Raw genomic sequence first — 23,520 nt, forward strand, 5'->3', positions numbered from 1 at the left:
CACCCCATGAGCCAGAACCAGTGGTCCTTCGAGACCCGCCAGATCCACGCCGGCCAGCAGCCCGACGCCCAGACCGGCGCCCGCGCGCTGCCGATCTACCAGACCACCTCCTACGTGTTCCCGGACGCCGGCGTCGCCGCCGACCGGTTCGCGCTGAAGGACCTCGGCCCGATCTACACCCGGATCGGCAACCCCACCGTCGAGGCCGTGGAGAACCGGATCGCCTCGCTGGAGGGCGGTGTCGGCGCCCTGCTGCTCGCCTCCGGCCAGGCCGCCGAGACCTACGCGATCCTGAACATCGCCGAGGCCGGCAGCCACATCGTCGCCAGCCCGAGCCTGTACGGCGGCACCTACAACCTGCTGCACCACACGCTGCCCCGCTACGGCATCGAGACCACCTTCGTCACCGACCCGCAGGACCCGCAGGCCTGGCGGGACGCCGTGCGTCCGAACACCAAGGCGTTCTACGCCGAGACCGTGCCGAACCCGAAGCAGGACGTGCTCGACATCGAGACCGTCGCCGGGATCGCCCACGACAACGGCGTGCCGCTGATCGTGGACAACACCGTCGCCACCCCGTACCTGATCCGTCCGCTGGAGTGGGGCGCCGACGTGGTCGTGCACTCGGCCACCAAGTACCTCGGCGGCCACGGCACCGCGATCGGCGGCGTGATCGTGGACGGCGGCACCTTCGACTTCGGCGCCGACCCCGAGCGCTACCCCTCGTTCAACACCCCCGACCCCTCCTACGACGGGCTCGTCTTCGCCCGCGACCTCGGCAAGGACGGCGCCTTCGGGGTCAACCTGTCCTACGTGCTGCGCGCCCGGGTGCAGCTGCTGCGCGACCTCGGCGCCGCGATCTCCCCGTTCAACGCCTTCCTGATCGCGCAGGGCCTGGAGACGCTGTCGCTGCGGGTCGAGCGGCACGTCGCCAACGCGCAGAAGGTCGCCGAGTGGCTGGAGGCCCGCGACGACGTGCTCTCGGTGACCTACGCCGGGCTGCCCTCGCACCCGCAGTACGACCTCGGACGCAAGTACGGCCCGCGCGGCACCGGCGCGGTGCTGGCCTTCGAGATCGCCGGCGGCGCCCCCGCCGGGCAGGCCTTCGTCTCGGCGCTCGAGCTCCACTCCAACGTGGCGAACATCGGCGACGTCCGCTCGCTGGTGATCCACCCCGCGTCCACCACGCACAGCCAGCTCACCCCCGAGGAGCAGGCGCTGTCCGGCGTCACCCCGGGGCTGGTCCGGCTCTCCGTCGGCCTGGAGGGGATCGAGGACATCCTCGCCGACCTCGACGCCGGCTTCCGCGCCGCCAAGGGGGCCTGAGCGACCTCGTGAGCACCACGCACCACACCCCGGCGGGCGGGTCCACCACGGACCCGTCCGCCGCGGCACGCCCGGCCACCTCCCGCTCGCCCCGACCCGGAGGTCCCGTGCCCGGCCCCGACCCGTCCGACGCCGCCCCCGGCGCGACCCACGACAGCCCGCGCAGCGCCCGGCGCACCCCGCGCGACCGGCCCGACGGACCGCCGCGCGCGTCCTCCGCCTGGCGGGAGGGCGACCCGGTCGGCCACCGGCTGTTCGCCGACCTCGGTCCGCTCGACCTGGAGGCCGGCGGACGCCTGCCCGCCGTGCGCCTGGCCTACGAGACCTGGGGCACCCTCGCCCCCGACGGCTCCAACGCCGTCCTGGTGCTGCACGCGCTCACCGGCGACTCCCACGTCACCGGCGAGGCCGGTCCCGGGCACCCCACCCCCGGCTGGTGGTCCACCCTGGTCGGCCCCGGCCGCCCGGTCGACACCGACCGCTGGTTCGTCGTCGCCCCCAACGTGCTCGGCGGCTGCCAGGGCAGCACCGGCCCGTCCAGCCCGGCACCCGACGGCCGGCCGTGGGGCAGCCGCTTCCCGCAGATCACCGTGCGCGACCAGGTGGCCGCCGAGACCCTGCTCGCCGACGCCCTCGGGGTGGACCGCTGGGCGCTGGTGGTCGGCGCGTCCATGGGCGGGCTGCGCGCGCTGGAGTGGGCCGTCACCGAGCCGGACCGGGTGGAGCGGCTGGCCGCCATCGCCACCACGGCGCAGACCTCCGGCGACCAGATCGCCTCCTTCCACACCCAGCTCACCGCGCTCGCCGCCGACCCCCGGTACCGCGAGGGCGACTACCACGACGCCCCGGACGGCGAGGGGCCGCACGTCGGCCTCGGGCTGGCACGGCAGATCGCCCACCAGACCTACCGATCGGCCGCCGAGCTGGACCAGCGGTTCGGCCGGGTGCCGCAGGGCGGCGAGGAGCCGCTGGAGGGCGGCCGGTTCGCCGTGCAGTCCTACCTGGACCACCACGGCGACAAGCTCGCCCGCCGGTTCGACGCCGGCACCTACGCGGTGCTGACCCGCTCGATGATCACCCACGACCTCGGCCGCGACCGCGGTGGCGTGGAGGCCGCGCTCGCCGGGGTCACCGCCCGGACCCTGGTGGTGGCCGTCGACTCCGACCGGCTGTTCCTGCCCGCGCAGTCCGCCCGGATCGCCGCCGCCGTGCCGGGATCAGGGCCGGTGCGCACCCTGCACACGCCCTACGGTCACGACGGGTTCCTGATCGAGCACGAGCAGCTCGGCGCGATGGTCCGGGGGCTGCTGGAGTCGTGAGGACTCGCCGGGCGCCGGGCGCACCGGTCGGTAGGGTCGGGCGCATGAGCCCCAGCGCCCCGGTCGACACCGACGTCCTGCACCGCCAGTGGCGCACCCTGCGCTCCTGGGTGGGCGAGGTGGTGGACGCCTCCGCCGGGCGGGCTCCGAGCATCCTGGACGGCTGGACGGTGGCCGACCTGGTCGCGCACCTGGGCCGGGCGATGGACGCTCTGGCCGCCTGCGAGCCCGCACCGCCCGGCACCGTCCCGCTCAGCCTCGCGGAGTACCTGGGCTCCTACGCGCACCGCGCGGCGGACATCAGCCGGGTCACCCACGACCTGGCCGCCGAGATCGCGGACGACCCGCTGGGCCACGTGGACCGGCTCGCGGCGCGGGCCCTCGCGCGGGCGGACGAGCTCGGCCCCGACGACCGCGTGGTGCAGGCGCGGCGCGGGCCGGTGCTGCTGTCCACGATGGTGGTCTCCCGGATCACCGAGCTCGTGGTGCACGCCGACGACCTGCAACGATCCCTGGCCCGCGCCCGTGGTGCCGCACCGGGCTCGCGCGCGGAGCTCGGCAGCGGCACCGGTCCGCTGCCCGGCGTGGCCGGCGGCCTCGGGCCGAGCGGCACCCTGGGCGACGGCGTCACCTCCGGCGGGCCGATCGACGGCGACGCGCTGGACCTCGTCTCCCGCGAGCTGCTGCGGATCGTGCAGGCGCGCGGCGGCTGGGACCTGGAGATCGTGCAGCCGCTCACCTGGGTCCGGCTGGCCGCCGGCCGCCTGCCCTACGACGTCGACGTGCTCGCCGCCGCGCTGGCACCCCGCTTCACCTCCGACGGGGTGCCGGACCTCGGCCGCATGCTGCCGGTGCTGTAGCGCCGCCGCTACTTCTTCGCCGCCGCCTTCGCGCGGGGGGCCGCCGCCTTGCGCACCGGCTTCTTCTTCGGCCCCTGGGCGCGCTTCTCGGCGAGCAGCTCGACCGCCTGCTCCCGGGTGATCGACTCCGGGGTGACGTCGCGCGGCAGCGTGCGGTTGGTCTCGCCGTCGGTCACGTAGGCGCCGAACCGGCCGTCCTTCACCACGATCGGCTTGCCGGAGGTCGGGTCCTCGCCGAGCTCGCGCAGCGGCGGGGTGGCGGTGGCGCCACGACCGCGCTTGGGCTGCGCGTAGATGGCCAGCGCTTCCTCCAGCGTCGTGGTGAAGATCGCCTCCTCCGACGGCAGCGTGCGCGAGTCGGTGCCCTTCTTCAGGTAGGGCCCGTACCGGCCGTTCTGCGCGGTGATCTCCGCGCCGGACTCCGGGTCGGTGCCGACGACGCGCGGCAGGCTGAGCAGCCGGAGCGCGTCGTCCAGCGTCACCGTCTGCAGGGACATCGACTTGAGCAACGAACCGGTGCGCGGCTTGGGGGCTGCGGCCAGCGCCTTCTTCTTCGCCGCCGCCGACAGGCCCGGGTCGAGCTCGGGCTCGGGCAGCAGCTCGGTCACGTAGGGGCCGTACCGGCCGTTCTTCGCCACGATCGTGGTGCCCGTGGTCGGGTCGGTGCCGAGCACCAGGTCGCCCTCGGGCTGCGTCTCCAGCAGCTCGCGGGCCTTCTCGGCGGTCAGCTCGTCGGGGGCCAGGTCGTCCGGCACCGACGCGCGGCGCGGGGTGCCGTCCGGGCCGGGCTCGCCGCCGGTCTCCTCGATGTACGGGCCGTACCGGCCGACGCGCAGGGTGATGCCGTCGCCGATCTCGATCGAGTTGACCTCGCGGGCGTCGATCTCGCCGAGGTTCGCCACCAGGTCGCGCAGGCCGTCGCCGTCCGGGCCGTCGGCGGCCGCCGCACCGAAGTAGAACCGGGTCAGCCAGTCGACGCGGTCCTTCTGCCCCGCGGCGATGGCGTCGAGGTCCTCCTCCATGCCGGCGGTGAAGTCGTAGTCCACCAGCCGGTCGAAGTTCTCCTCCAGCAGGCGGGTCACCGCGAACGCGAGCCAGGTCGGCACCAGCGCCTGCCCCCGGCTGGTCACGTACCCGCGGTCCTGGATCACCGAGATCGTGGCGGCGTAGGTGGACGGGCGGCCGATCCCGCGCTCCTCCAGGGCCTTGACCAGGCTCGCCTCGGTGTAGCGCGGCGGCGGCGAGGTGCGGTGGCCGTCGGCGGTCAGGTCGGAGCCGGTCACGGCGTCGCCCTCGGCCATCCGCGGCAGGCGCGCGTCCTTGCCGTCCTTCGCGTCGCCCTCGGCGGGCTCGGCGTCGGAGGAGTAGCGCTCGACGTCCCGGCCCTCCTCGTAGGCGGCGAGGAACCCGCGGAAGGTGATCACGGTGCCGCTCGCGGCGAAGACGGCGTCGGTCGCGGTGCCGTCGGCGGGGGCGGGCACGGTCGCGGCGATCCGCACCGAGGCGGTGGAGCCCCGGGCGTCGGCCATCTGCGAGGCGACGGTGCGCTTCCAGATCAGCTCGTACAGCCGGAACTGGTCGCCGGACAGCTCGCGCGCCACCTGCGCCGGGGTGCGGAAGTTGTCACCGGCGGGACGGATCGCCTCGTGCGCCTCCTGCGCGCCCTTGCTCTTGGACGCGTACACCCGCGGCTTGTCCGGCAGGTGGTCGGCGCCGTACAGCTCGGCGGCCTGGCGGCGGGCGGCGTCGATCGCCTGGGTGCTCAGCACCGGCGAGTCGGTCCGCATGTAGGTGATGTAGCCGTTCTCGTACAGCGACTGCGCGGTGCGCATCGTCTGCCGGGAGGCCATCCGCAGCTTGCGGGACGCCTCCTGCTGGAGCGTCGAGGTGGTGAACGGCGCGGCCGGGCGGCGGGTGTACGGCTTGGTCTCCAGCGAGCGCACCGTGTAGCCGGCGCCGTCGAGGGCGGCGGCCCAGGCGTGCGCGGCGGCCTCGTCCAGGTGCACCGGGCGGGTCGCGGCGCTGCCCTTGAGCACGCCGTCGTCGCCGAAGTCGCGGCCGGTGGCCACCCGGCGCTCGCCGAGCTGCACCAGACGCGCCCCGAAGGTCGGCTCGTCCGCGTCGGCCACCGCGAAGGTCGCGGTCAGGTCCCAGTAGTCGGCGGCGCGGAACGCCATGCGCTCGCGCTCGCGCTCGACCACCATGCGGGTCGCCACGGACTGCACCCGGCCGGCGGACAGGCCCTGCCGGACCTTGCGCCACAGCACCGGGCTGACCTCGTAGCCGTACAGCCGGTCCAGGATGCGCCGGGTCTCCTGCGCGTCGACCAGACGGTCGTCCAGCTCGCGGGTGTTCTCCAGCGCGCGGGTGATCGCCTCGCGGGTGATCTCGTGGAAGACCATCCGCTTGACCGGCACCTTGGGCTTGAGCTCCTGGAGCAGGTGCCAGGCGATGGCCTCGCCCTCGCGGTCCTCATCGGTGGCGAGGTAGAGCTCGTCGGCCTCCTTGAGCAGCCGCTTGAGCTCGGTGACCTTCTTCTTCTTGTCCGAGTCGACGACGTAGTACGGCTCGAAGCCGTTGTCGACGTCGACGGCGAACTTGCCGAAGGGGCCCTTCTTCATCTCGGCCGGCAGCTCGCTGGGCTGCGGCAGGTCACGGATGTGCCCCACGCTGGCCTCGACGTCGAAGCCGTCGCCCAGGTAGCCGGCGATCGTGCGCGCCTTGGCGGGCGACTCCACGATGACGAGCTTGCGACCTGCGGACATGCGCTCCTGCTTCCTTCACGACGGCGGCTGCGGTGCCGGGGCGGTCGACCCGACCGCCCTCCTGGTGCCGAACTCTACGGCGTCCCTCCCCCACGGACCGACCCCGATGTCGCGTCCCGACGCAGCACCAGCAGCAGCCCGAAGGTCAGCGCGGCAGTCGCGAGGATGCCCAGCGCACCTCCCGCGTAGGCGGTGAGCAGGTCGCCGCGGGTGCCCAGCGGGTCGGCGGCCCGCCAGGTGCTGCGCAGCGCCACCACCGCGATCGAGCCGGCCAGCACGGTCGCCGCGCCGAGCAGCCCGAGCGCGACCCGGGTGCCGACCGTATCGCCCCGACGGGCGCGGGCCACGGTCGGCAGCGCGGCGGTCGGCGGCCTGCGGTCCTCCGGGACGGCGGGGGTCAGCGCGAGCAGCGCGCACCCGATCGCGCCCCACGCGAGCACCACCAGCAGCCCGGCCAGCACGTCGGAGGGCCGGTGCCACTGGCCGATCAGGGTCGAGACCCCGGTCGCCCCCGCGTAGGCGGCGCCGAGCACCGCGATCCACGGACGGACCCGCGGCGGCACCACCAGCAGCACGGCCACGGCGACCGAGGCCGCGGCGGTGGTGTGCCCGCTGGGCAGCGTGTTGAACAGGGGGCCGTGCCCGAGGTCGGGCCGGTCGAGCACGTACAGCTTGAGCACGCGCGTGGTGACGTTCGCGCCGCCCAGCACCACGGCCGCCACCAGCGCGAGCGACCAGCGGCGGCGGATGATCGCGATGGCCCCGCAGGTGATGATCGCGGCGGCGATGAACCCCACCGACACCACGTCGAGCACCGGCTCCGCGAGGTCCCACAGCCGGGTCTGGCCGATGTGCGCGCCCTCCAGCGAGGCCTGGTCCACCGCCTGCCCGTGCTCGGCGAGCAGGAACACCCGCCACAGCGCCACGATCCCGGCGCCCGCCGCCACCGCCACCAGCAGCGCGAGCACCAGCCGGCGCACCACGCCCGCAGGAGAACGACGGGCCGGCACCTCCCCGGGCACGACCGGCGGGCCCGGGAACGGGTCGGCGGGGCGGACGAGGGTGGTGCGGGACATGGGGACCACGGTAGGTGACGGCCACCCGGGTGCCACCGTGCGGGACCGCGGCGGGCACGATTCCTGCACCCGGCCTCCCCGGGGTCCGCGCCGCCCCCCGCCCGGGATCAGGCGGCGTGCGGGTCCTCGTCCAGGATCACCACGCGCTCGCCCGCCTCGACGAGGTGCGCCCGGGACTCCGCGTCGGCGTGCACGCACAGCAGGCAGCCGCCGCGCCCCTCCAGCGCCTCCGCCGCGTCCTCCACCACCGCGGCGGCGCCCCGGCTGCGCAGGCGGGCGGAGCGCAGGTCCAGCACCACGATCGACGCGCAGGCGGACAGCGCGTCCAGCAGCGCGCGCAGCCGACCGGCGTCGGCCCGCCCGAAGGACCCGGCCGGACGGATCGTCGCCGTCAGCCACGGGTCGGCGTCGCCGGGCACGTGCTCCGGGTGGGTGTGCGCGGTGGTGACCACGTCGAGCGTCGTCATGGCGGTCCTCCTCGTCGAGCGCCCCGGCCGGGGCGACAGGACCCAGCCGACCCCGCTCGCCTGAGCACGACCTGAGCCGGCGCTGGGACCCCGCCGCGAGTGCGGTCGTGACCCGGCGGGGGCAGGCTGGTGGCCCGGTCCGACGGCGAAGGAGCCCGACATGCTCGACCTCAGCGGCGCGTTCAGCGGGTTCTCGGTGGACGACGTGCCCACCGCCGCCCGGTTCTACGGCGAGGTGCTCGGCCTGGAGGTGCACGAGGACCACGGGATGCTGTTCCTGCACCTCGGCTCCGGCGCGCAGGTGCTGGTGTACCCGAAGGGCCCCGCGCACGTCCCCGCCACGTACACCGTGCTCAACCTGCCCGTGCCGGACGTGGCCGCGGCGGTGGCCGAGCTGCGCGGGAGGGGCGTGCAGTTCGAGCACTACGAGGGCACCGACGTGCAGACCGACGAGGACGGCGTGTTCCGCGGCGGCGGCCCGCTGATCGCCTGGTTCACCGATCCGGCGGGCAACGTGCTGTCTGTGATCGAGGAGTGACCGCCGGCTGATCGGGGCCCGAGCACGACCACAGGAAACCCACAGGAACACGTCAGGACCGGCTCAGGTCGCGGGCGCACGCTCGTGCCATGACCACCACCACGCTCCAGCGCGACTCCCTGACCCGCGCCGACGGACAGCCCGTCCGCGCCCTCGTCGTCGACGACGAGGCCACCCTGGCCGAGCTGCTCTCGACCGCCCTGCGGTACGAGGGCTGGGAGGTCGAGCACGCCCTCACCGGCCAGTCCGCGATCCGCCAGGCCAAGGCCTTCGAGCCGGACGTGATCCTGCTGGACGTCATGCTCCCCGACCTGTCCGGCCTCGACGTGCTGCGTCGCATCCGCACCACGCACCCCCACGTGCCCGTGCTGTTCCTCACTGCGAAGGACGCGGTCGAGGACCGGATCGCCGGGCTGACCGCCGGCGGCGACGACTACGTGACCAAGCCGTTCAGCCTGGAGGAGGTCGTCGCCCGGCTGCGCGCCCTGCTGCGCCGCGCCGGTGCCGTCTCCGCCCGCGAGGAGGCCGTGCTGGTCGTCGGCGACCTGCGGATGGACGAGGACTCGCACGAGGTCTCCCGCGGCGGCGACGACATCCGGCTGACCGCCACCGAGTTCGAGCTGCTGCGGTACTTCATGCGCAACCCCAAGCGCGTGCTGTCCAAGGCGCAGATCCTCGACCGGGTGTGGCAGTACGACTTCGGCGGCCAGGCGAACATCGTCGAGCTGTACGTGTCCTACCTGCGCCGCAAGATCGACAAGGGCCGCGAGCCCATGCTGCACACCCTGCGCGGCGTGGGATACGTGCTCAAGCCCGCCGCGTGAGCGTGCTGCGAGCGGGACGCTCCACGCTGCGCCGCCGGCTGGTGACCGTCGTGGTCATCCTGCTCGCGGCGGTGGCGCTGGTGATGGGCGTGGTCTCGACGCTCGCGCTGCGCTCCTCGCTGCTCACCCAGATCGACCAGCGGCTCACCGCCGCCAGCCAGCGCGCCATCGCGGCGCCGGAGCGGCTGGACCGCGGGCAGGGGCCGACGCCCTGGTCGACCGACGGCACCGGGTCCGGTTCCGGAGACAGCGGCGTGCCGTCCGACGGCGCGACGTCCGCGACCGACGGATCGGGCACGACCGGCGGCTCCGGCGACCCGATCCCGCCCGCCTTCGGCCTGCCCGGGCAGGACGTCGGCACCGTGATCGTCTTCCAGCGCGGCGGCACGACCTCCGCCGGCTACCTCGACGACTCCGGCGACGTGCAGCAGCTCACCGACGACCAGCTCGACGTGCTGACCAGCCTCACCCCCGACGGCGACCCGACCACCGTCGACCTCCCCGACCTCGGCGCCTTCCGTGTGGTGGCGGTCGTGTCCGACTCCGGGGACCTGTCGATCACCGCGATCCCGATGTCCGGCATCACCTCCACCGTGGACGCCTACGTCTGGGTGGAGATCGCGGTGGCCGCCGCCGGGCTGCTCGCCGCCGTCTGGTTCGCCACCGTGCTGATCCGCCGCGAGCTGCGCCCGCTGGACCGGGTCGCCGCCACCGCCGCCCGGGTCGCCGAGATGCCGCTGGCCCGCGGCGAGGTGGACATCCGCGAGCGCGTGCCCGAGCAGGACACCGACCCGGCCACCGAGGTCGGCAAGGTCGGCGCCGCGCTGAACCGGATGCTCGGCCACGTGGAGGCGGCGCTGACCGCCCGGCACGAGTCCGAGACCCAGGTGCGCCGGTTCGTGGCCGACGCCAGCCACGAGCTGCGCACCCCGCTCGCGTCGATCCGCGGCTACGCCGAGCTGGTGCAGCGGCTGCCCGGCGACCTGCCGGACGACGCGGTGCGCGCGATGGGCCGCGTCGAGTCCGAGGCCCGGAGGATGACCACCCTGGTCGAGGACATGCTGCTGCTGGCCCGCCTGGACGCGGGGCGCGACCTGGACCTCACCGAGGTCGACGTGGCCGCGCTGGCCGTGGACGCGGTCGCCGACGCGCACGTCGCCGGGCCGGACCACGTCTGGCGGCTCGACCTCGCGGACGCGCAGGACGACGCGGACGACGACGTGGACCTGCCGCCCGCGCTGGTGACCGGCGACGAGCACCGGCTGCGGCAGGTGCTCGTCAACCTGCTGTCCAACGCCCGGGTGCACACCCCCGCCGGGACCACGGTCACCGTGGGGGTCCGCCAGGAGGGCGAGCAGGTGGTGCTCCGGGTGCAGGACGACGGCCCGGGGATCGCCGAGCCGCTGCGCTCCCGCCTGTTCCAGCGGTTCGCCCGCGGCGACGAGTCGCGCAACCGCGCCGCCGGGTCCACCTCCACCGGTCTCGGGCTGGCGATCGTGCACGCCGTGGTCACCGCGCACGGCGGCACGATCGACGTGGACGGCACCCCCGGCGCGACCACCTTCACCGTGCGGCTGCCGCGCGAGGTGCCCGAGGACGGCGGCGTGCCGACGGCCTGACCTCGGCGCACGCGCACGAGGGCCCCGGCGGGATCGTCTCCCGCCGGGGCCCTGGTGCACGTCCGCGCTCAGGCGGAGGCGTCGGTGAGCGCCTGCACCTCGTCCGCGGCCAGCTCCAGGCGCGCGCCGGCCAGCAGGTCGGGCAGCTGCTCCGGCGTGCGGGCGCTGGCGATCGGTGCCGCGATCCCCGGGCGCGAGCGCAGCCACGCCAGCGACACCGCGGTCACCGACGTGCCGTGGCCCGCGGCGACCTCGTCCAGCACGGCCAGCACCTTCCGGCCCCGGTCGTCCAGGTAGCGGGCGGCGCCGCCGGCGCGCGGGCTGTCCACCGCCGGGCCGCCGTCGCGGTACTTGCCGGTGAGGAAGCCGCTGGCCAGCGACCAGTACGGCAGCACGCCGATCTGCTCCCGCACGGCCAGGTCCATCAGCGCGTCCTCGTACTCGGCGCGGTGCACCAGGTTGTAGTGCGGCTGCAGGGCGACGAACCGGGCCACCCCCAGGTCGTCCGCGATCCGCAGCGCCTCGGCCAGCCGCTCGGCGGTGAAGTTCGAGGCGCCCACGTAGCGCGCCTTGCCCTCGGCGACGACCTCGCCCAGCGCGGCGACCGTCTCCTCCAGCGGGGTCTCCTGGTCGTCGATGTGCGCGTAGTACAGGTCGACGTAGTCCGACTGGAGCCGCTTCAGCGACCCCTCGATCCCGGCGCGCACCGCCGCGCGCGAGGTGCCCGGGTGCTCCGCGAGCTGCCCCACCTTGGTCGCCACGACGACGTCCGCACGGTTGCCGCGGGACGCCATCCAGTCGCCGATGATCGCCTCGGACTCACCGCCGACGTTGCCCTCCACCCACTGCGAGTAGACGTCCGCGGTGTCCACGAAGGAGCCGCCGCCCGCGACGAACGCGTCCAGCACGGCGAAGGAGGTCGGGCCGTCCGCCGTCCAGCCGAACACGTTGCCGCCCAGGTTCAGGGGCAGGACGTCCAGGTCGCTGGTGCCGATGCGTGCCATCGTTCCTCCGATCTCGCGGCAGGTCGCCGCGGCAGGGTGGGCGTGCCGGTCGGACGCGCCCGACAGGGTCGAACGCGGACCGGGCGCCACGGCTTCCCGCCGGACGGCGGTGTCTCACCCAGCGAACGCGTGGGCGCGGCGTGGCGGTCGCGGGCCGTCGGGCAGCGGTCGTGGCGGGAGGTCGTCGCCCGGGTCAGAGCGGGTACGCGGCGTACAGGTTCTCGATGTCCGCCACCGGCCCGACCACCCGGAACACCGTCGTGCCGTTGCTCCACAGGGCGATCCCGGTGCCGTCCCCGGCGTCCACGACCGTCATGGTGCCGGCGGGGGTGCCGCCGACGGCGACCTCCCCCTGCTGGAGCACCGACGGCCCGGTGCTGGTCGCGGTGGGGTCGCTCGTGGCGGCCGGGTCAGCGGTCGCCGTGGGCAGGGCGGCGGCCAGGGTCGCCAGCGCGGCGGCCGCCTGGTCGGCGCTCTCCCACTGACCGGCCTGCACGGTGACCGTGCCCGACCCCCCGTCGGAGTACGTCTCGGTGTAGGCCTCGAGGGCGTTCAGCGCCAGCCACTCCGGGTCGTCGGCGGAGGTCGCCAGCGCGTACTGGAGCACCGTCGTCGGCAGGGCGGTCGCGAAGGGCGTGGTCGCGGTGCGCGCCACCGGGGCGACCGTGCTGGTCGGCGAGGGCAGCACCACGTCCGGCGGGGCGGCCGCCGTGCCCCCCTCGTCCCGGGTCAGGTACCAGCCGGTCACGCCCGCGGCGGCCAGCACGACCACGCCGATCAGCGCGATCCACAACCAGCGGCGGCTGCGGCGCGGCGGCTCGGCGGGGGTGTCGGCGGATGCGTCGTCCGTGCCGCCGGTGCCGGTGGCAGCGGCGCGGGGGTCCGGCCGCTGCGCGGCGGGCCACGCGGGGGTCGCCGGGCTCGTGGTGGCGACGGAGGTGGCGGGCGTGGTGCCGATGGCGGTGGCGGGCGTGGCGGCGGAGGTCGCGGCGGCGGGCCAGGTCGCGGCTGCGGCGGGGGTCGCGGCGGCCGGTGTCGCGGCTGCGGGGAGGCCCGCGGCGGCGGGACCGGCGGCGGAGGTCGACCCGGTCGCGGTCGCTCCGGTCGCGGGCGTCGCACCGGCAGGCGCCGGGACCAGCGCGTGGGCGCCGGTGGCAGGACGGCGGCCGTCCGCGGTGACCCGCCGGATCGCCCCGGTGTCCGGCGCCCCCGGAGCGGCGTGGCTGCCGTGCGAGGACGCACCGGGGACCACCGGGGTGGTCCCCGTCGTCGGGCGCTCCGGCCACGGCGACCCGGCAGCGGCCGGCGCGGGCACGTCGGCGGCGGGCAGCACCGGTGTCAGCGGCGTGCTCGTGCCGGCGGGGGCGGACGACCACGCGGAGGTCGCGGCGGCGGACGCGGCCGTGAACGCGGCGGACGGGGTCCAGCCGGACGTGGTGGGTGCCGGGGCGGCGGGGGTCCGCTCGGATGCGGCCTCGGGCGCAGTCGGCGCGGCGGGGGTCGGCGCGCTCGGCGTCGTCGCGGCCGGTGCCGTCGTGCCGGGCGCCGGCGTGGCCCACGCCGAGGCGCGGCCGACCGGGGCGGTGGGTGCGGGCGAGGTCGGCGTCGGCGTGCTCGCGAGGGCGGCCGGGTCGGGCGTGGGCTCGTGCAGGCTCGGCCAGCGCGGGGCGTCCCCGCCGAACCGACGGGCGGTCGGCGGGCCTCCGGCAGGCGCCTGGCGTCGAGCCCTGCGGCCGTCGTTCTCCGTCATGCCTGTCCACTCCCTGCCACACCGGTCCACCGGCGCGCAGCACCGGTCCTCGTACCCGCGGCAGCCTACTTCGCGTGCACCGACGTCTCCGGGGATCTCGGGGTCCGCCGCGTGCCGGGCCGGGCGATCAGAACGACGGCGTCCCGGTCTCGGCGCGCCCACCGTCGTCGTTCCGTGCCCGTGCACCGGCGCGTTGCTGCGCCTGAGCGCCTCGCGCGTCGCCGTCCGCCGCTCCCGCCCCGCCCGGACGCCCGGCACGGGTCAGCCGCACCGCCTCCAGCAGGTCGCCGGCCTGCGCCACGGTCATCCCGTCGGGCACCTGCCCGGGCTCGATCGACCCCGCGGGCACCACCGCGTGCGTGAACCCGAGCCGGGCGGCCTCGGCGAGCCGGCGTCCGGTGCCGGTGACCGGGCGGATCTCCCCCGCCAGTCCCACCTCGCCGACCGCGACGAGCCGGGGCGGCAGCGCGACGTTCTCCCGCGAGCTCACCGTCGCCAGCGCGAGCGCGAGGTCCGCCGAGGGTTCCACGACCCGCGCCCCGCCGACGGTCGAGACGTACACGTCCTGGTCGGCGACCTTGAGCCCGGCCCGCCGTTGCAGCACGGCCAGCACCATCGCCAGCCGCGACCCGTCGACGCCGCTGGTGGTGCGGCGAGGGTTCGCGAGCATGCTGGGGGCGACGAGCGCCTGCACCTCGGTCGCCAGCGGTCGACGCCCCTCGAGCGTGACGGTGACGCAGGTGCCGGGCACGTGGTGCTGCTCACGCGAGACGAACAGCCCCGAGGGGTCAGCCAGACCGACGATCCCGGTCTCGTTGAGGTCGAAGCAGCCGACCTCGTCGGTCGGTCCGAAGCGGTTCTTGGTCGCGCGCAGCAGTCGCAGCCGCGAGTGCCGGTCACCCTCGAACTGGCAGACCACGTCCACCAGGTGCTCCAGCGTGCGCGGGCCGGCCACCGCGCCGTCCTTGGTGACGTGCCCGACCAGCACCACCGGCAGGCCGCGCTCCTTGGCGGCCGCGATCAGCGAGGCCGCCACCTCCCGCACCTGCGCGACGCCGCCCGGCGATCCCTCCACGGCGGCGGAGGCGACCGTCTGCACCGAGTCGAGCACCAGCAGGTCGGGCTCGGTCTGCGCGAGGTGCCCGAGGATCGTGCCGAGGTCGGTCTCGGCGGTGAGCAGCAGCGTGTCCGCGAGCGCCCCGATCCGCTCCGCGCGCAGCCGCACCTGCCCCGCCGACTCCTCGCCGGTCACGTAGAGCACGGTGCGACCGCCGGAGGCGACCCGGCTGGCGACGTCGAGCAGCAGCGTGGACTTGCCGACGCCGGGCTCCCCCGCGAGCAGCACGACCGCGCCGGGCACCAGACCTCCGCCGAGCACCCGGTCCAGCTCGCCGACACCGGTGGGCCGTGATCGGCTCGCCTCGACGTCGATCTCGGCGATCGGCCGGGCCGCGCCGCGCACCGGCACGGTGACCGCCGTCCGCGGGGCCGCGCCACCGGGGCCGGTGTCCTCCGAGACGGTGCCCCACGCCTGGCACTCCCCGCACCGGCCCACCCACTTGGACGCGGTCCAGCCGCACTCGGTGCAGCGGAACGCAGGACGGGCGGACCGGGAGGTGGTGGTGCTCACCCGCGCGACGCTACCGACCGCCACCCACACGCACGGGCGTGAGACGCATCGTGACCGGTCCGTGACCGGCGCGGACCGGTGTGCCCGGGCGCCGCGTCGGACCCGCCCCGTAGGATCGCGCCGTGGCTACAGCGACCCCGCCGGACGACCTGCTCCGGCAGACCCTCGCGGCCGTCGCGCCCGGGACCGAGCTGCGTGACGGGCTCGAGCGGATCCTGCGCGGACGCACCGGCGCGCTGATCGTGCTCGGCCACGACCAGACCGTCGAGCAGATCTGCTCCGGTGGCTTCGAGCTGGACGTCGAGTTCTCCTCGACCCGGCTGCGCGAGCTCGCCAAGATGGACGGCGCGATCGTGATGGAGCCGGCCCGCGACCGGATCCTGCGCGCGGCCGTGCAGCTGCTGCCCGACCCGAGCATCCAGACCTCCGAGTCCGGCACCCGGCACCGCACCGCCGAGCGCGTCGCCAAGCAGACCGGCATCCCGGTGATCTCGGTGTCCGCCTCGATGCGGATCATCGCGCTCTACGTGAACGACCAGCGGCACGTGCTGGAGAACGCGGACGCGATCCTGTCCCGCGCCAACCAGGCCCTCGCCACCCTGGAGCGCTACAAGTCCCGCCTGGACGAGGTCAGCGGCACGCTGTCCGCGCTGGAGATCGAGGACCTGGTCACCGTGCGGGACGTCTGCGTGGTGGTGCAGCGCCTCGAGATGGTCCGTCGGATCTCCGAGGAGATCGCCGGCTACGTGGTCGAGCTCGGCTCCGACGGGCGGCTGCTGTCGCTCCAGCTGGACGAGCTCGCCGGCGGCATCGGCACCGACAGCGAGCTGATCGTGCGCGACTACCTGGACTCCTCCCGCCGCGAGCGGGACGTCGAGGCCACGCAGACCGCGCTCGCCGCGCTGGACTCCACCGAGCTGCTGGACCTGTCGCTGATCGCCCGGGTGCTCGGCCTCCCCAGCGGCGTCGAGATGCTCGACTCCGCCACCGGCCCGCGCGGCTACCGCCTGATGTCGAAGGTGCCGCGCCTGCCCGCCGCGATCGTGGACCGGCTGGTCGGCCACTTCAGCGGGCTGCAGAAGTTGCTCGCCGCCGGCATCGAGGACCTGATGGCGGTGGACGGCGTGGGCGAGCAGCGCGCCCGTGCGGTGCGCGAGGGGCTGTCCCGGCTGGCCGAGTCCAGCATCCTCGAGCGGTACGTCTGACCGACGCCTCCGCTCACTCCAGACCGAAGACGACCGGCTCGGTCGTCACGCCCGCGAGGGTGAGCACCGCCTGGTAGGTGCCCGCTCGTGGCGTGCCCTGATCGGCGGGGCAGCCCTCGGCGGACCGGGTCCGGTCCCACTGGAGGGTGCGCTCGTCGGTCTGGCCGGGGCCGAGCAGCAGCTGCAGGGGCGCCGCGTCCGCGGGCGTGCAGTCGGTGCTCGCCCAGATCCGGTCGCTGCCCGAGGTGATCAGGATCGATCGCTGGGCGTCGCCGGCGTCGACCAGGCAGGCGTCCGCACCGTTGTTCACCAGCGTGATCGTGAAGGTCGGCAGCGCGCCCGCGGGGTACGAGGTGCCGTCGGCGGCGAGGGTGACGCCCAGGCTCGCGGCGGCGCAGTCCGGGGTGCCCTCGTCGGCAGGCGTCGTCTGCGGGGACTCGGAGGGCTCGACCGGGGTGGACTCCGTCGTGCCGGCGGTCGGCGTGGCGCCGTCGTCGCGGGAGGTCAGCGCGCGGACGCCGATCACCACCAGCACGACGACCAGCAGCAGCGCGGCCAGCACGACCACGCGTCGCACCCAGTACACCCGCGCGGGCTCGGGCCCCGACGGTCGCAGCACGCTCATCGGTCCGCCCCTCTCGCTTCGTCCGACCCACGCTAACCGCCCGCCCCCGCGCAGCCGCTCAGCCACACCGGACCCGTGGCGTATCCGCCGAGTTGTCAGCTCTTGTCGCTTCAGGGCCTCGCGATGCGACAAGTCATGACAACTCGGCGAACGGACGCGCGCGCAGGGCACGCGGGCGGGTGCGGGTCGCACGCACGGGGGCGCGCGGGTGAGGATGTGCGGCGTGCCGCTCCCGACCGCGATCGTCCCGCCGGTCCTCGACTGGTTCGACGACCACGCACGCGACCTGCCCTGGCGCGCGCCGGAGCGGACGCCGTGGGGCGTGCTGGTGAGCGAGGTGATGCTCCAGCAGACCCCGGTGGTGCGCGTGGAGCCGGCCTGGCGGGCGTGGATGCACCGCTGGCCGGAGCCGGCGGACCTCGCCGCGGCGGCCCCGGCGGACGTGCTGCGCGCGTGGGACCGGCTGGGCTACCCGCGCCGGGCGCTGCGCCTGCAGGAGTGCGCGCGGGCGGTGGTCGAGCGGCACGGCGGGCGGGTGCCGGACGACGAGGCGCTGCTGCTGGCGCTCCCCGGGATCGGGGCGTACACGGCGGCGGCGGTGCGGGCGTTCGCCTTCGGCCGACGCTCGGTGGTGCTCGACACCAACGTGCGCCGGGTGCTGGCCCGCGCGGTGGAGGGCGTCGCGCTGCCCGCCCCCTCGCAGACCGTGGGCGAGCGGCGGCTCGCGGAGGCGCTGGTGCCCGCGGACGACGCGACGGCGGCGCGCTGGGCGGCGGCGTCCATGGAGCTCGGCGCGCTGGTGTGCACGGCCCGCTCCCCGCGCTGCGCGGACTGCCCGGTGCGGGACGCCTGCGCCTGGCGCCGCGCGGGGTCGCCGCCGGACGCGCACGCGGCACGACGCCGCACGCAGGCGTGGGCGGGCACGGACCGGCAGGTGCGCGGGCGGATCATGGCGCTGCTGCGCGACGCCCTGGAGCCGGCACCGGCCGACGCGGTGGCGGCGGTGTGGCCGGACACGGTCCAGCGGGAGCGCTGCCTGGCGTCGTTGCTGGTGGACGGCCTGGTCGAGGAGCTGCCGGGCCCGGGCGGCGCCGACGACGTGGACGGGGTCCGCTACCGGCTGCCGGCCTGAGGGCTGCGCGGCTCGATCTCCACCAGCATCCGGGTGTTGCCCAGGGTGTTCGGCTTCACGCGTGCCAGGTCGAGGAACTCCGCGACACCGTCGTCCGAGGAGCGCAGCAGCTCGGCGTACACGTCCTGTGCGACCACGGTGCCCTCGATCGGCCACCAGCCGTGCCCGGCGAAGAAGTCGACCTCGAAGGTCAGGCAGAACAGCCGGCTCAGCCCGAGGTCACGGGCGCGCTCGGTCAGCGCCTCGAGCAGCGCGTGCCCGACCCGCCGCCCGCGCCACTGCCGGGCGACCGCCAGCGTGCGGATCTCGGCGAGGTCCTGCCACATGACGTGCAGGGCGCCGCAGCCGATCAGCGTGCCGTCCTCGGCCTCGGCGACCAGGAACTCCTGCACGGCCTCGTAGTAGCCGACCCACTCCTTCGCGAGCAGGATCCGCTCGTCGGCGTAGGGCTGCACGAGCTCGCGGATCGCCCGCACGTCGGCCGGGAGCGCCGGTCGGACCCGGAACGCGGGGACGGCGGCGGTGGGGTCGGCGGGCACGGCAGGCTGCGAGGTCACCCGCTCAACCTACGTCCGGAACCGGTGCCGCCGTCCCCTCGTCCACGCCGGCGGCACCCGCGGCCACCCCGACGGTCACCGGCACCACCGGCGGCAGGACCAGCGACCGCGCCTCCTCGCGCGCGGCGGCCACCTGCGCGGGGTCGAGCCCGAGCACCCGCAGCGCCGCGTCGGCCACCAGCGGTGCCACCGCGGCCACCCGCGCCACGCCACCCTCCCGGCGTCCGGTGATCACCGACTCGACCAGCCCGAACACCAGCGTCCCCGCGGCCGGACCGGGTCCACGCCCCGGCGCCTCGACCAGCACGGCGGCGACCAGCGCGTCGTAGCGGTCGCGCAGCCGGGCGCGCAGGTCGCGGAACTCGTCCAGCGCCGGCAGGTCCCCGCCGGCCACCTCGGGCAGCTGCATGAGGGCGCCGACGTTCACCGGGCCGCCGGCGAGCAGCCGGGCGTCGGCGTCGCACAGCGCCCACAGCCGCGCGGCGGCGCTGCCGGGGGCGTCGACCAGGTGCTCGGCGAGCGCGAGCGGCGGGCGGACGGTGCCGAGCAGCAGGGTCTGCAGGATCGCGCCCTTGCCGCGGAAGTGGTGGTAGATCGACGCCTGCTTGACGCCGGCCCGCTCGGCGATGGCGTAGGTGGAGGTCGCCGTGTAGCCGACAGCGCTGAACAGCTCGGCTGCGGCGGCCAGCACGGCGCCGGAGGTGCCCCGGTCGGCGCCCCGCGGCCGGCCGCGACGCGGTGCGGCGTCCGATGCGGGGGCCGGGTCGGCGGTCGTCATGGCGGCGGACGCTAGCAGCGGGGGTGCACCCCGGGGTGTCGGCGGGATGTCGGTGGTGTTGCGGGCGGGCCGTTGGTCCCAGGAGCGGGTCGTCCCCGATCGATCGGCACGGGTGCAGGTCGGCGCGCGCGACCCCCGGCCGACGGGTGTGGCACGGTCGTCGGCTGCACGATCGTCCACCCGGCGGCGCTCAGCCCCGGTGCTCGGTGAGCAGCAGCAGCCGCTGCGCGGTGCGCTCGTCGACCACCAGGTCGGTCATCGTCCCGGCGCGCAGGGCGGCGAGCAGCGGCACGGCCTTGTTGTCCCCGGCGACCGCGCACAGCCGGCGCGGGATCCGCCGCAGCTGCTCCGGCGACGGGCCGGTGGCACGGGCGTTCAGCGCCACGTCCTGCCAGGACCCGTCGGCGCGCAGGAACACTGTGCAGACGTCCCCGACCACGCCCTGGTCGTGCAGCAGCACCACGTCGTCGTCGTCCAGGTAGCCGGCGGCGTACACGTGGCTGGGCACCGAGCCGGTGACCGAGCCGACCGAGAACAGCGCGATGTCGGCGCGGGCCTGCTCGTCCAGCACCCGGCGCACCGAGCGCTCGCGCCACATCGCCTCCTTGGTCTCCGGGTAGTCGAAGAACGCCGGCACCGGGAAGTGGTGCACGCTGGCCCCGAAGGCGCTGCCGAAGCTCGCGATCAGGTCGGACGCGTACTCGATGCCCGAGGTGCGGGTGTTCGCGGCGCCGTTGAGCTGCACGACCACGCTGCCGCGGGTGATCTTGGGCTGGAGCCGCCGGGACACCGCCGCGAGCGTGGTGCCCCAGGCGACGCCGAGGATCATGTCGGAGTCGAACCAGGACGCGAGCAGCCGCGCGGTGGCGCGGGCCACCTGGTCGAGCCGCTCGATCTGCTCGGCGGAGTCCGGCACCGGGACCACGTAGGCGTCGATGCCGAAGAGCGCCGAGATCGACCGGCCGAGACCGGGGGCGCGGGTGGACTCCGGGCGCAGCGTGATCTCGACCAGCCCGGTCTCGCGCGCCCGCTTCAGCAGCCGGGAGACGGTGGACCGCGAGGTGCCGAGGTGCCGGGCGATCACCTCCATCTTGATGTCCTGGAGGTAGTACATGGACGCGGCGCGCAGCACGTCCTCGTTCCGCTCGGGCATCACGGCCTCCTCGCCTGGTCCATCTCCGACGGCCACCCCGCACCCGACGCTGCACGTTCGTGCACAGCGGTTGCGCGTCTGTTCGCGTCGTGGTGACCATAGCGGACAGGCAGGACCGAAGTCCCAGTCTGCGGGCGCAGGTGCGCCCGCCGCAGGACGAACGGCCGAGGACCGATCCGCGACGGAGTGGACGTACCGATGAGGACCGCAGCACTGACCCCCCGCCTCCGCGACGACGCGCTGGCGGCCCTGCGAGCGACCACCGAGGGCGGGCCCGAGCTCGACGTCCTGGTGATCGGTGGTGGCGTCACCGGCGCCGGCATCGCCCTGGACTCCGTGACCCGCGGTCTGTCGACCGCCGTGATCGACGCCCAGGACTGGGCCTCCGGCACCTCCAGCCGGTCCAGCAAGCTGGTGCACGGCGGCCTGCGCTACCTCCAGATGCTCGACTTCCACCTGGTCCGCGAGGCGCTGACCGAGCGCGACCTGCTGATCCAGGACCTCGCGCCGCACCTGGTCAAGCCGGTGCCGTTCCTCTACCCGCTGGAGCACCGGGTGTGGGAGCGGGCGTACGTCGGCACCGGGATCGCGCTGTACGACACCCTGGCCAGCGTCAACGGCCGCAAGCGCGCCATGCCGCTGCACCAGCACGTCACCCGCAAGGGCCTGGAGCGCAAGTTCCCCGACCTGCGCCACGACGCCGCCGTCGGCGCCGTGCAGTACTGGGACGCCAACGTGGACGACGCCCGCCTGGTGTCCACCCTGATCCGCACCGCCGTGTCCTACGGCGCCTACGCCGCCAGCCGCACCCAGGTGATCGGTCTGACCACCACCTCCGGCGGGGCCGTCACCGGCGCCGAGCTGCAGGACCTCGAGACCGGCGAGCGGTTCACCGTCCGCGCCCGGCACGTGATCAACGCGACCGGCGTGTGGACCGAGCAGACCGAGTCGCTGGCGGGCACCGAGGGCGGCCTGCGGGTGCTGGCGTCCAAGGGCATCCACATCGTCGTCCCGCGCGACCGGATCGCCGGGAACGTCGGCCTGATCCTGCAGACCGAGAAGTCCGTGCTGTTCGTGATCCCGTGGTCGCGGTACTGGGTGATCGGCACCACCGACACGCCCTTCGAGCAGGAGCTGACCCACCCGGTCGCCTCCAGCGCGGACATCGACTACGTGATCGAGCACGCCAACGCCGTGCTGGCCCGCCCGCTGACCCGCGAGGACGTGATCGGCACCTGGGCCGGCCTGCGCCCGCTGCTCCAGCCCGGCACCAAGGAGGGCACCTCCTCGGCCAAGGTCTCCCGCGAGCACACCGTCGCCTCCCCGACGCCGGGCCTGACCGTGATCGCCGGCGGCAAGCTCACCACGTACCGCGTGATGGCCAAGGACGCCGTGGACTTCGCGATCGGCTCGCGCGCCACCAGCCTCCCGTCGATCACGCACAAGGTCCCGCTGGTCGGCGCCGAGGGCCTGGAGGTCCTCCAGCGCCAGGCGCGGGACATCGGCGGGCGCTACGGCTGGGACCGTGGGCGGATGGATCACCTGCTGCACCGCTACGGCTCCCTGCTCGGCGAGCTGCTGGAGCTGGTGGACGCCGACGAGGCGCTCGGCCGCCCGCTGGAGCACGCCCCGGCCTACATCGGGGCCGAGGTCGTCTACGCGGTCACCCACGAGGGCGCCCTGCACCTGGACGACGTGCTGATGCACCGCACCCGCCTCAACTACGAGCAGGCGGACAAGGGGGTCGGCGCGCTGGACGAGATCGCCGACCTGATCGCCCCCCGCCTCGGCTGGGACGCCGCGACCCGCACCCGCGAGATCGAGGCGTACCGGGCCCGCGCCGCCGCCGAGCACGCCGCCGCCGAGCAGCCCGACGACGCCGCCGCCCAGGCCGCGCGCGCCGCCGCACCCGATCTCGCACCCCTCGTGGACCTGCACACCGTGGACGTCCACGGTGGCCACAAGCCCGGGTCCTCGACCACCACCCCTGCCGCCAACCCGCCGGCAGGTACATGATCAGTGCGTGACTGCGGTCCCCCGGCCGCACTCCGGTCCGCCGGAGCCTTGTGAGAGACATCGACAACGACGTCCGTCCCCATGAAAGAGGTCGACAGTGGAGTCCATCTCGATCGGAGAGGCCTTCCTCTCCGAGTTCCTCGGCACCGCGGTGCTGCTGCTCCTCGGAGCCGGTGTGGTCGCGAACGTGATCCTGCCCAAGACGAAGGGCTTCGGCGGCGGCTGGCTGCTGATCAACTTCGGGTGGGGCCTCGGCGTCTTCACCGCCGTGTACGTGGCCTTCAAGTCCGGCGCGCACCTGAACCCGGCGGTCACGCTGGGCATCTGGGCCGCGGGCAAGGACGAGTTCGCCCCGGGCATCGAGGTGAACGCCGCCAACGGGTTCATGTACATCACCGCCCAGTTCGCCGGTGCCGCCGTCGGTGCGGCCCTGGCCTACCTGGCCTACAAGAAGCACTTCGACGAGGACGCCGACCCCGGCGTCAAGCTCGGCGTGTTCTCGACCGGTCCGGAGCTGCGCTCGTACGGCTGGAACTTCGTCACCGAGGTCATCGCGACCTTCGTGCTGGTGTTCTGGGTCGTCATCTCGGGCAACACCCCGGCGCAGATCGGCCCGCTCGGCGTCGCCCTCGTGGTGGTCGCGATCGGTGCCAGCATCGGTGGCCCCACCGGCTACGCGATCAACCCGGCACGTGACCTCGGCCCGCGCATCGCGCACGCCCTGCTCCCGATCAAGGGCAAGGGCTCCTCGGACTGGGGCTACGCCTGGGTCCCGGTGCTCGGCCCCGCCGTCGGCGGCATCCTCGGCGGTCTGGCCGCCAGCGCCCTCGGCTGGGTCTTCTGACCTGAGCCCACCGGGGCCGGCGCCGCACCGCG

The 23,520-nt window shown here is 75.1% G+C and carries 20 protein-coding genes; 10 read left to right on the top strand and 10 right to left on the bottom strand.

Annotated features, from left to right (window positions below):
• Positions 1 to 6: 6 nt before the first annotated feature.
• The 3 genes from ACZ5HG_RS16555 (at position 7) to ACZ5HG_RS16565 (ending at position 3,505) form a co-directional block, all read left to right on the top strand.
• Entirely contained in the window at positions 7 to 1,326 is a 1,320-nt protein-coding gene (locus ACZ5HG_RS16555; protein WP_464178330.1) for a bifunctional o-acetylhomoserine/o-acetylserine sulfhydrylase, read from the top strand.
• 107 nt (positions 1,327 to 1,433) lie between these two features.
• The gene (gene metX / locus ACZ5HG_RS16560; protein WP_464178332.1) at positions 1,434 to 2,645 is read left to right on the top strand and encodes a homoserine O-acetyltransferase MetX; all 1,212 of its coding nucleotides are present in this window, start codon (positions 1,434 to 1,436) and stop codon (positions 2,643 to 2,645) included.
• A 44-nt stretch (positions 2,646 to 2,689) separates the two neighbouring features.
• Positions 2,690 to 3,505, top strand: coding sequence for a maleylpyruvate isomerase N-terminal domain-containing protein (locus ACZ5HG_RS16565; RefSeq protein ID WP_464178334.1), 816 nt, complete (start codon positions 2,690 to 2,692; stop codon positions 3,503 to 3,505).
• Positions 3,506 to 3,513: 8 nt separating this feature from the next.
• On the opposite strand, the gene topA is transcribed toward ACZ5HG_RS16565, so the two are convergent.
• From topA to ACZ5HG_RS16580, 3 genes are all read right to left on the bottom strand, one after another.
• The gene (gene topA, locus ACZ5HG_RS16570; protein ID WP_464178336.1) at positions 3,514 to 6,270 is read right to left on the bottom strand and encodes a type I DNA topoisomerase; all 2,757 of its coding nucleotides are present in this window, start codon (positions 6,268 to 6,270) and stop codon (positions 3,514 to 3,516) included.
• 74 nt (positions 6,271 to 6,344) lie between these two features.
• On the bottom strand, positions 6,345 to 7,346 hold the full coding sequence (locus tag ACZ5HG_RS16575) for a phosphatase PAP2 family protein (RefSeq protein WP_464178338.1): 1,002 nt from the start codon (positions 7,344 to 7,346) through the stop codon (positions 6,345 to 6,347).
• Between the two features lie 107 nt (positions 7,347 to 7,453).
• Entirely contained in the window at positions 7,454 to 7,813 is a 360-nt protein-coding gene (locus ACZ5HG_RS16580; protein WP_464178340.1) for a hypothetical protein, read from the bottom strand.
• A 160-nt stretch (positions 7,814 to 7,973) separates the two neighbouring features.
• On the opposite strand from ACZ5HG_RS16580, the gene ACZ5HG_RS16585 reads away from it, so the two are divergent.
• The 3 genes from ACZ5HG_RS16585 (at position 7,974) to ACZ5HG_RS16595 (ending at position 10,794) form a co-directional block, all read left to right on the top strand.
• Entirely contained in the window at positions 7,974 to 8,351 is a 378-nt protein-coding gene (locus ACZ5HG_RS16585; protein WP_464178342.1) for a VOC family protein, read from the top strand.
• Between the two features lie 89 nt (positions 8,352 to 8,440).
• Positions 8,441 to 9,175 carry a response regulator transcription factor gene (locus ACZ5HG_RS16590; protein ID WP_464178344.1) on the top strand — a complete coding sequence of 245 codons (735 nt, stop codon included), beginning with the start codon at positions 8,441 to 8,443 and terminating at the stop codon, positions 9,173 to 9,175.
• Positions 9,172 to 10,794, top strand: coding sequence for a sensor histidine kinase (locus ACZ5HG_RS16595; protein WP_464178347.1), 1,623 nt, complete (start codon positions 9,172 to 9,174; stop codon positions 10,792 to 10,794). Before ACZ5HG_RS16590 ends, ACZ5HG_RS16595 begins: the two co-directional genes overlap by 4 nt.
• A 68-nt stretch (positions 10,795 to 10,862) precedes the next feature.
• Here the strand turns inward: ACZ5HG_RS16595 and ACZ5HG_RS16600 are convergent, their stop codons facing one another.
• The 3 genes from ACZ5HG_RS16600 to radA form a co-directional block, all read right to left on the bottom strand.
• The gene (locus ACZ5HG_RS16600; RefSeq protein ID WP_464178348.1) at positions 10,863 to 11,798 is read right to left on the bottom strand and encodes an aldo/keto reductase; all 936 of its coding nucleotides are present in this window, start codon (positions 11,796 to 11,798) and stop codon (positions 10,863 to 10,865) included.
• A gap of 193 nt (positions 11,799 to 11,991) precedes the next feature.
• Positions 11,992 to 13,548 (bottom strand): hypothetical protein, encoded by a 1,557-nt coding sequence (locus ACZ5HG_RS16605; protein WP_464178350.1) that lies wholly within the window; start codon positions 13,546 to 13,548, stop codon positions 11,992 to 11,994.
• 127 nt (positions 13,549 to 13,675) lie between these two features.
• Complete coding sequence (gene radA / locus ACZ5HG_RS16610) at positions 13,676 to 15,178, bottom strand: DNA repair protein RadA (RefSeq protein WP_464178352.1); 1,503 nt, start codon at positions 15,176 to 15,178, stop codon at positions 13,676 to 13,678.
• A gap of 122 nt (positions 15,179 to 15,300) precedes the next feature.
• Here radA and disA point away from each other — a divergent pair, with 122 nt between their 5' ends.
• Positions 15,301 to 16,383 carry a DNA integrity scanning diadenylate cyclase DisA gene (gene disA, locus ACZ5HG_RS16615; RefSeq protein ID WP_464178354.1) on the top strand — a complete coding sequence of 361 codons (1,083 nt, stop codon included), beginning with the start codon at positions 15,301 to 15,303 and terminating at the stop codon, positions 16,381 to 16,383.
• A gap of 13 nt (positions 16,384 to 16,396) precedes the next feature.
• Here disA and ACZ5HG_RS16620 read toward each other — a convergent pair whose 3' ends face one another.
• Positions 16,397 to 17,008 (bottom strand): hypothetical protein, encoded by a 612-nt coding sequence (locus ACZ5HG_RS16620; protein ID WP_464178356.1) that lies wholly within the window; start codon positions 17,006 to 17,008, stop codon positions 16,397 to 16,399.
• Positions 17,009 to 17,222: 214 nt separating this feature from the next.
• Here ACZ5HG_RS16620 and ACZ5HG_RS16625 point away from each other — a divergent pair, with 214 nt between their 5' ends.
• Positions 17,223 to 18,140, top strand: a complete 918-nt coding sequence (locus ACZ5HG_RS16625) for an HhH-GPD family protein (RefSeq protein WP_464182198.1) — start codon at positions 17,223 to 17,225, stop codon at positions 18,138 to 18,140.
• Here the strand turns inward: ACZ5HG_RS16625 and ACZ5HG_RS16630 are convergent.
• The 3 genes from ACZ5HG_RS16630 to ACZ5HG_RS16640 form a co-directional block, all read right to left on the bottom strand.
• On the bottom strand, positions 18,122 to 18,697 hold the full coding sequence (locus ACZ5HG_RS16630) for an amino-acid N-acetyltransferase (RefSeq protein WP_464178358.1): 576 nt from the start codon (positions 18,695 to 18,697) through the stop codon (positions 18,122 to 18,124). The two genes, ACZ5HG_RS16625 and ACZ5HG_RS16630, sit on opposite strands and share 19 nt — an antisense overlap.
• Positions 18,698 to 18,701: 4 nt before the next feature.
• A complete protein-coding gene (locus ACZ5HG_RS16635; RefSeq protein WP_464178360.1) occupies positions 18,702 to 19,475 on the bottom strand; it encodes a TetR/AcrR family transcriptional regulator in 774 nt (257 codons plus the stop codon).
• Positions 19,476 to 19,665: 190 nt separating this feature from the next.
• On the bottom strand, positions 19,666 to 20,628 hold the full coding sequence (locus ACZ5HG_RS16640) for a sugar-binding transcriptional regulator (RefSeq protein WP_464178362.1): 963 nt from the start codon (positions 20,626 to 20,628) through the stop codon (positions 19,666 to 19,668).
• A 198-nt stretch (positions 20,629 to 20,826) separates the two neighbouring features.
• Between ACZ5HG_RS16640 and ACZ5HG_RS16645 the strand changes: the two genes are divergently transcribed.
• Complete coding sequence (locus tag ACZ5HG_RS16645) at positions 20,827 to 22,644, top strand: glycerol-3-phosphate dehydrogenase/oxidase (protein WP_464178364.1); 1,818 nt, start codon at positions 20,827 to 20,829, stop codon at positions 22,642 to 22,644.
• A gap of 106 nt (positions 22,645 to 22,750) precedes the next feature.
• Positions 22,751 to 23,488 carry an MIP/aquaporin family protein gene (locus tag ACZ5HG_RS16650; protein ID WP_464182199.1) on the top strand — a complete coding sequence of 246 codons (738 nt, stop codon included), beginning with the start codon at positions 22,751 to 22,753 and terminating at the stop codon, positions 23,486 to 23,488.
• Positions 23,489 to 23,520 lie beyond the last annotated feature (32 nt).

The organism is Cellulomonas sp. GTC20042 (genome assembly GCF_055389595.1).

What these genes read in the sequence shown, in the direction of transcription:
- ACZ5HG_RS16555 (WP_464178330.1), top strand. Translation starts at nt 7, where the DNA reads ATGAGCCAGAACCAGTGGTCCTTCGAGACCCGCCAGATCCACGCCGGC.
- ACZ5HG_RS16565 (WP_464178334.1), top strand. Translation starts at nt 2,690, where the DNA reads ATGAGCCCCAGCGCCCCGGTCGACACCGACGTCCTGCACCGCCAGTGG.
- topA (WP_464178336.1), bottom strand. Translation starts at nt 6,270, where the DNA reads ATGTCCGCAGGTCGCAAGCTCGTCATCGTGGAGTCGCCCGCCAAGGCG.
- ACZ5HG_RS16575 (WP_464178338.1), bottom strand. Translation starts at nt 7,346, where the DNA reads ATGTCCCGCACCACCCTCGTCCGCCCCGCCGACCCGTTCCCGGGCCCG.
- ACZ5HG_RS16580 (WP_464178340.1), bottom strand. Translation starts at nt 7,813, where the DNA reads ATGACGACGCTCGACGTGGTCACCACCGCGCACACCCACCCGGAGCAC.
- ACZ5HG_RS16585 (WP_464178342.1), top strand. Translation starts at nt 7,974, where the DNA reads ATGCTCGACCTCAGCGGCGCGTTCAGCGGGTTCTCGGTGGACGACGTG.
- ACZ5HG_RS16590 (WP_464178344.1), top strand. Translation starts at nt 8,441, where the DNA reads ATGACCACCACCACGCTCCAGCGCGACTCCCTGACCCGCGCCGACGGA.
- ACZ5HG_RS16600 (WP_464178348.1), bottom strand. Translation starts at nt 11,798, where the DNA reads ATGGCACGCATCGGCACCAGCGACCTGGACGTCCTGCCCCTGAACCTG.
- ACZ5HG_RS16605 (WP_464178350.1), bottom strand. Translation starts at nt 13,548, where the DNA reads ATGACGGAGAACGACGGCCGCAGGGCTCGACGCCAGGCGCCTGCCGGA.
- ACZ5HG_RS16620 (WP_464178356.1), bottom strand. Translation starts at nt 17,008, where the DNA reads ATGAGCGTGCTGCGACCGTCGGGGCCCGAGCCCGCGCGGGTGTACTGG.
- ACZ5HG_RS16625 (WP_464182198.1), top strand. Translation starts at nt 17,223, where the DNA reads ATGTGCGGCGTGCCGCTCCCGACCGCGATCGTCCCGCCGGTCCTCGAC.
- ACZ5HG_RS16635 (WP_464178360.1), bottom strand. Translation starts at nt 19,475, where the DNA reads ATGACGACCGCCGACCCGGCCCCCGCATCGGACGCCGCACCGCGTCGC.
- ACZ5HG_RS16640 (WP_464178362.1), bottom strand. Translation starts at nt 20,628, where the DNA reads ATGCCCGAGCGGAACGAGGACGTGCTGCGCGCCGCGTCCATGTACTAC.
- ACZ5HG_RS16645 (WP_464178364.1), top strand. Translation starts at nt 20,827, where the DNA reads ATGAGGACCGCAGCACTGACCCCCCGCCTCCGCGACGACGCGCTGGCG.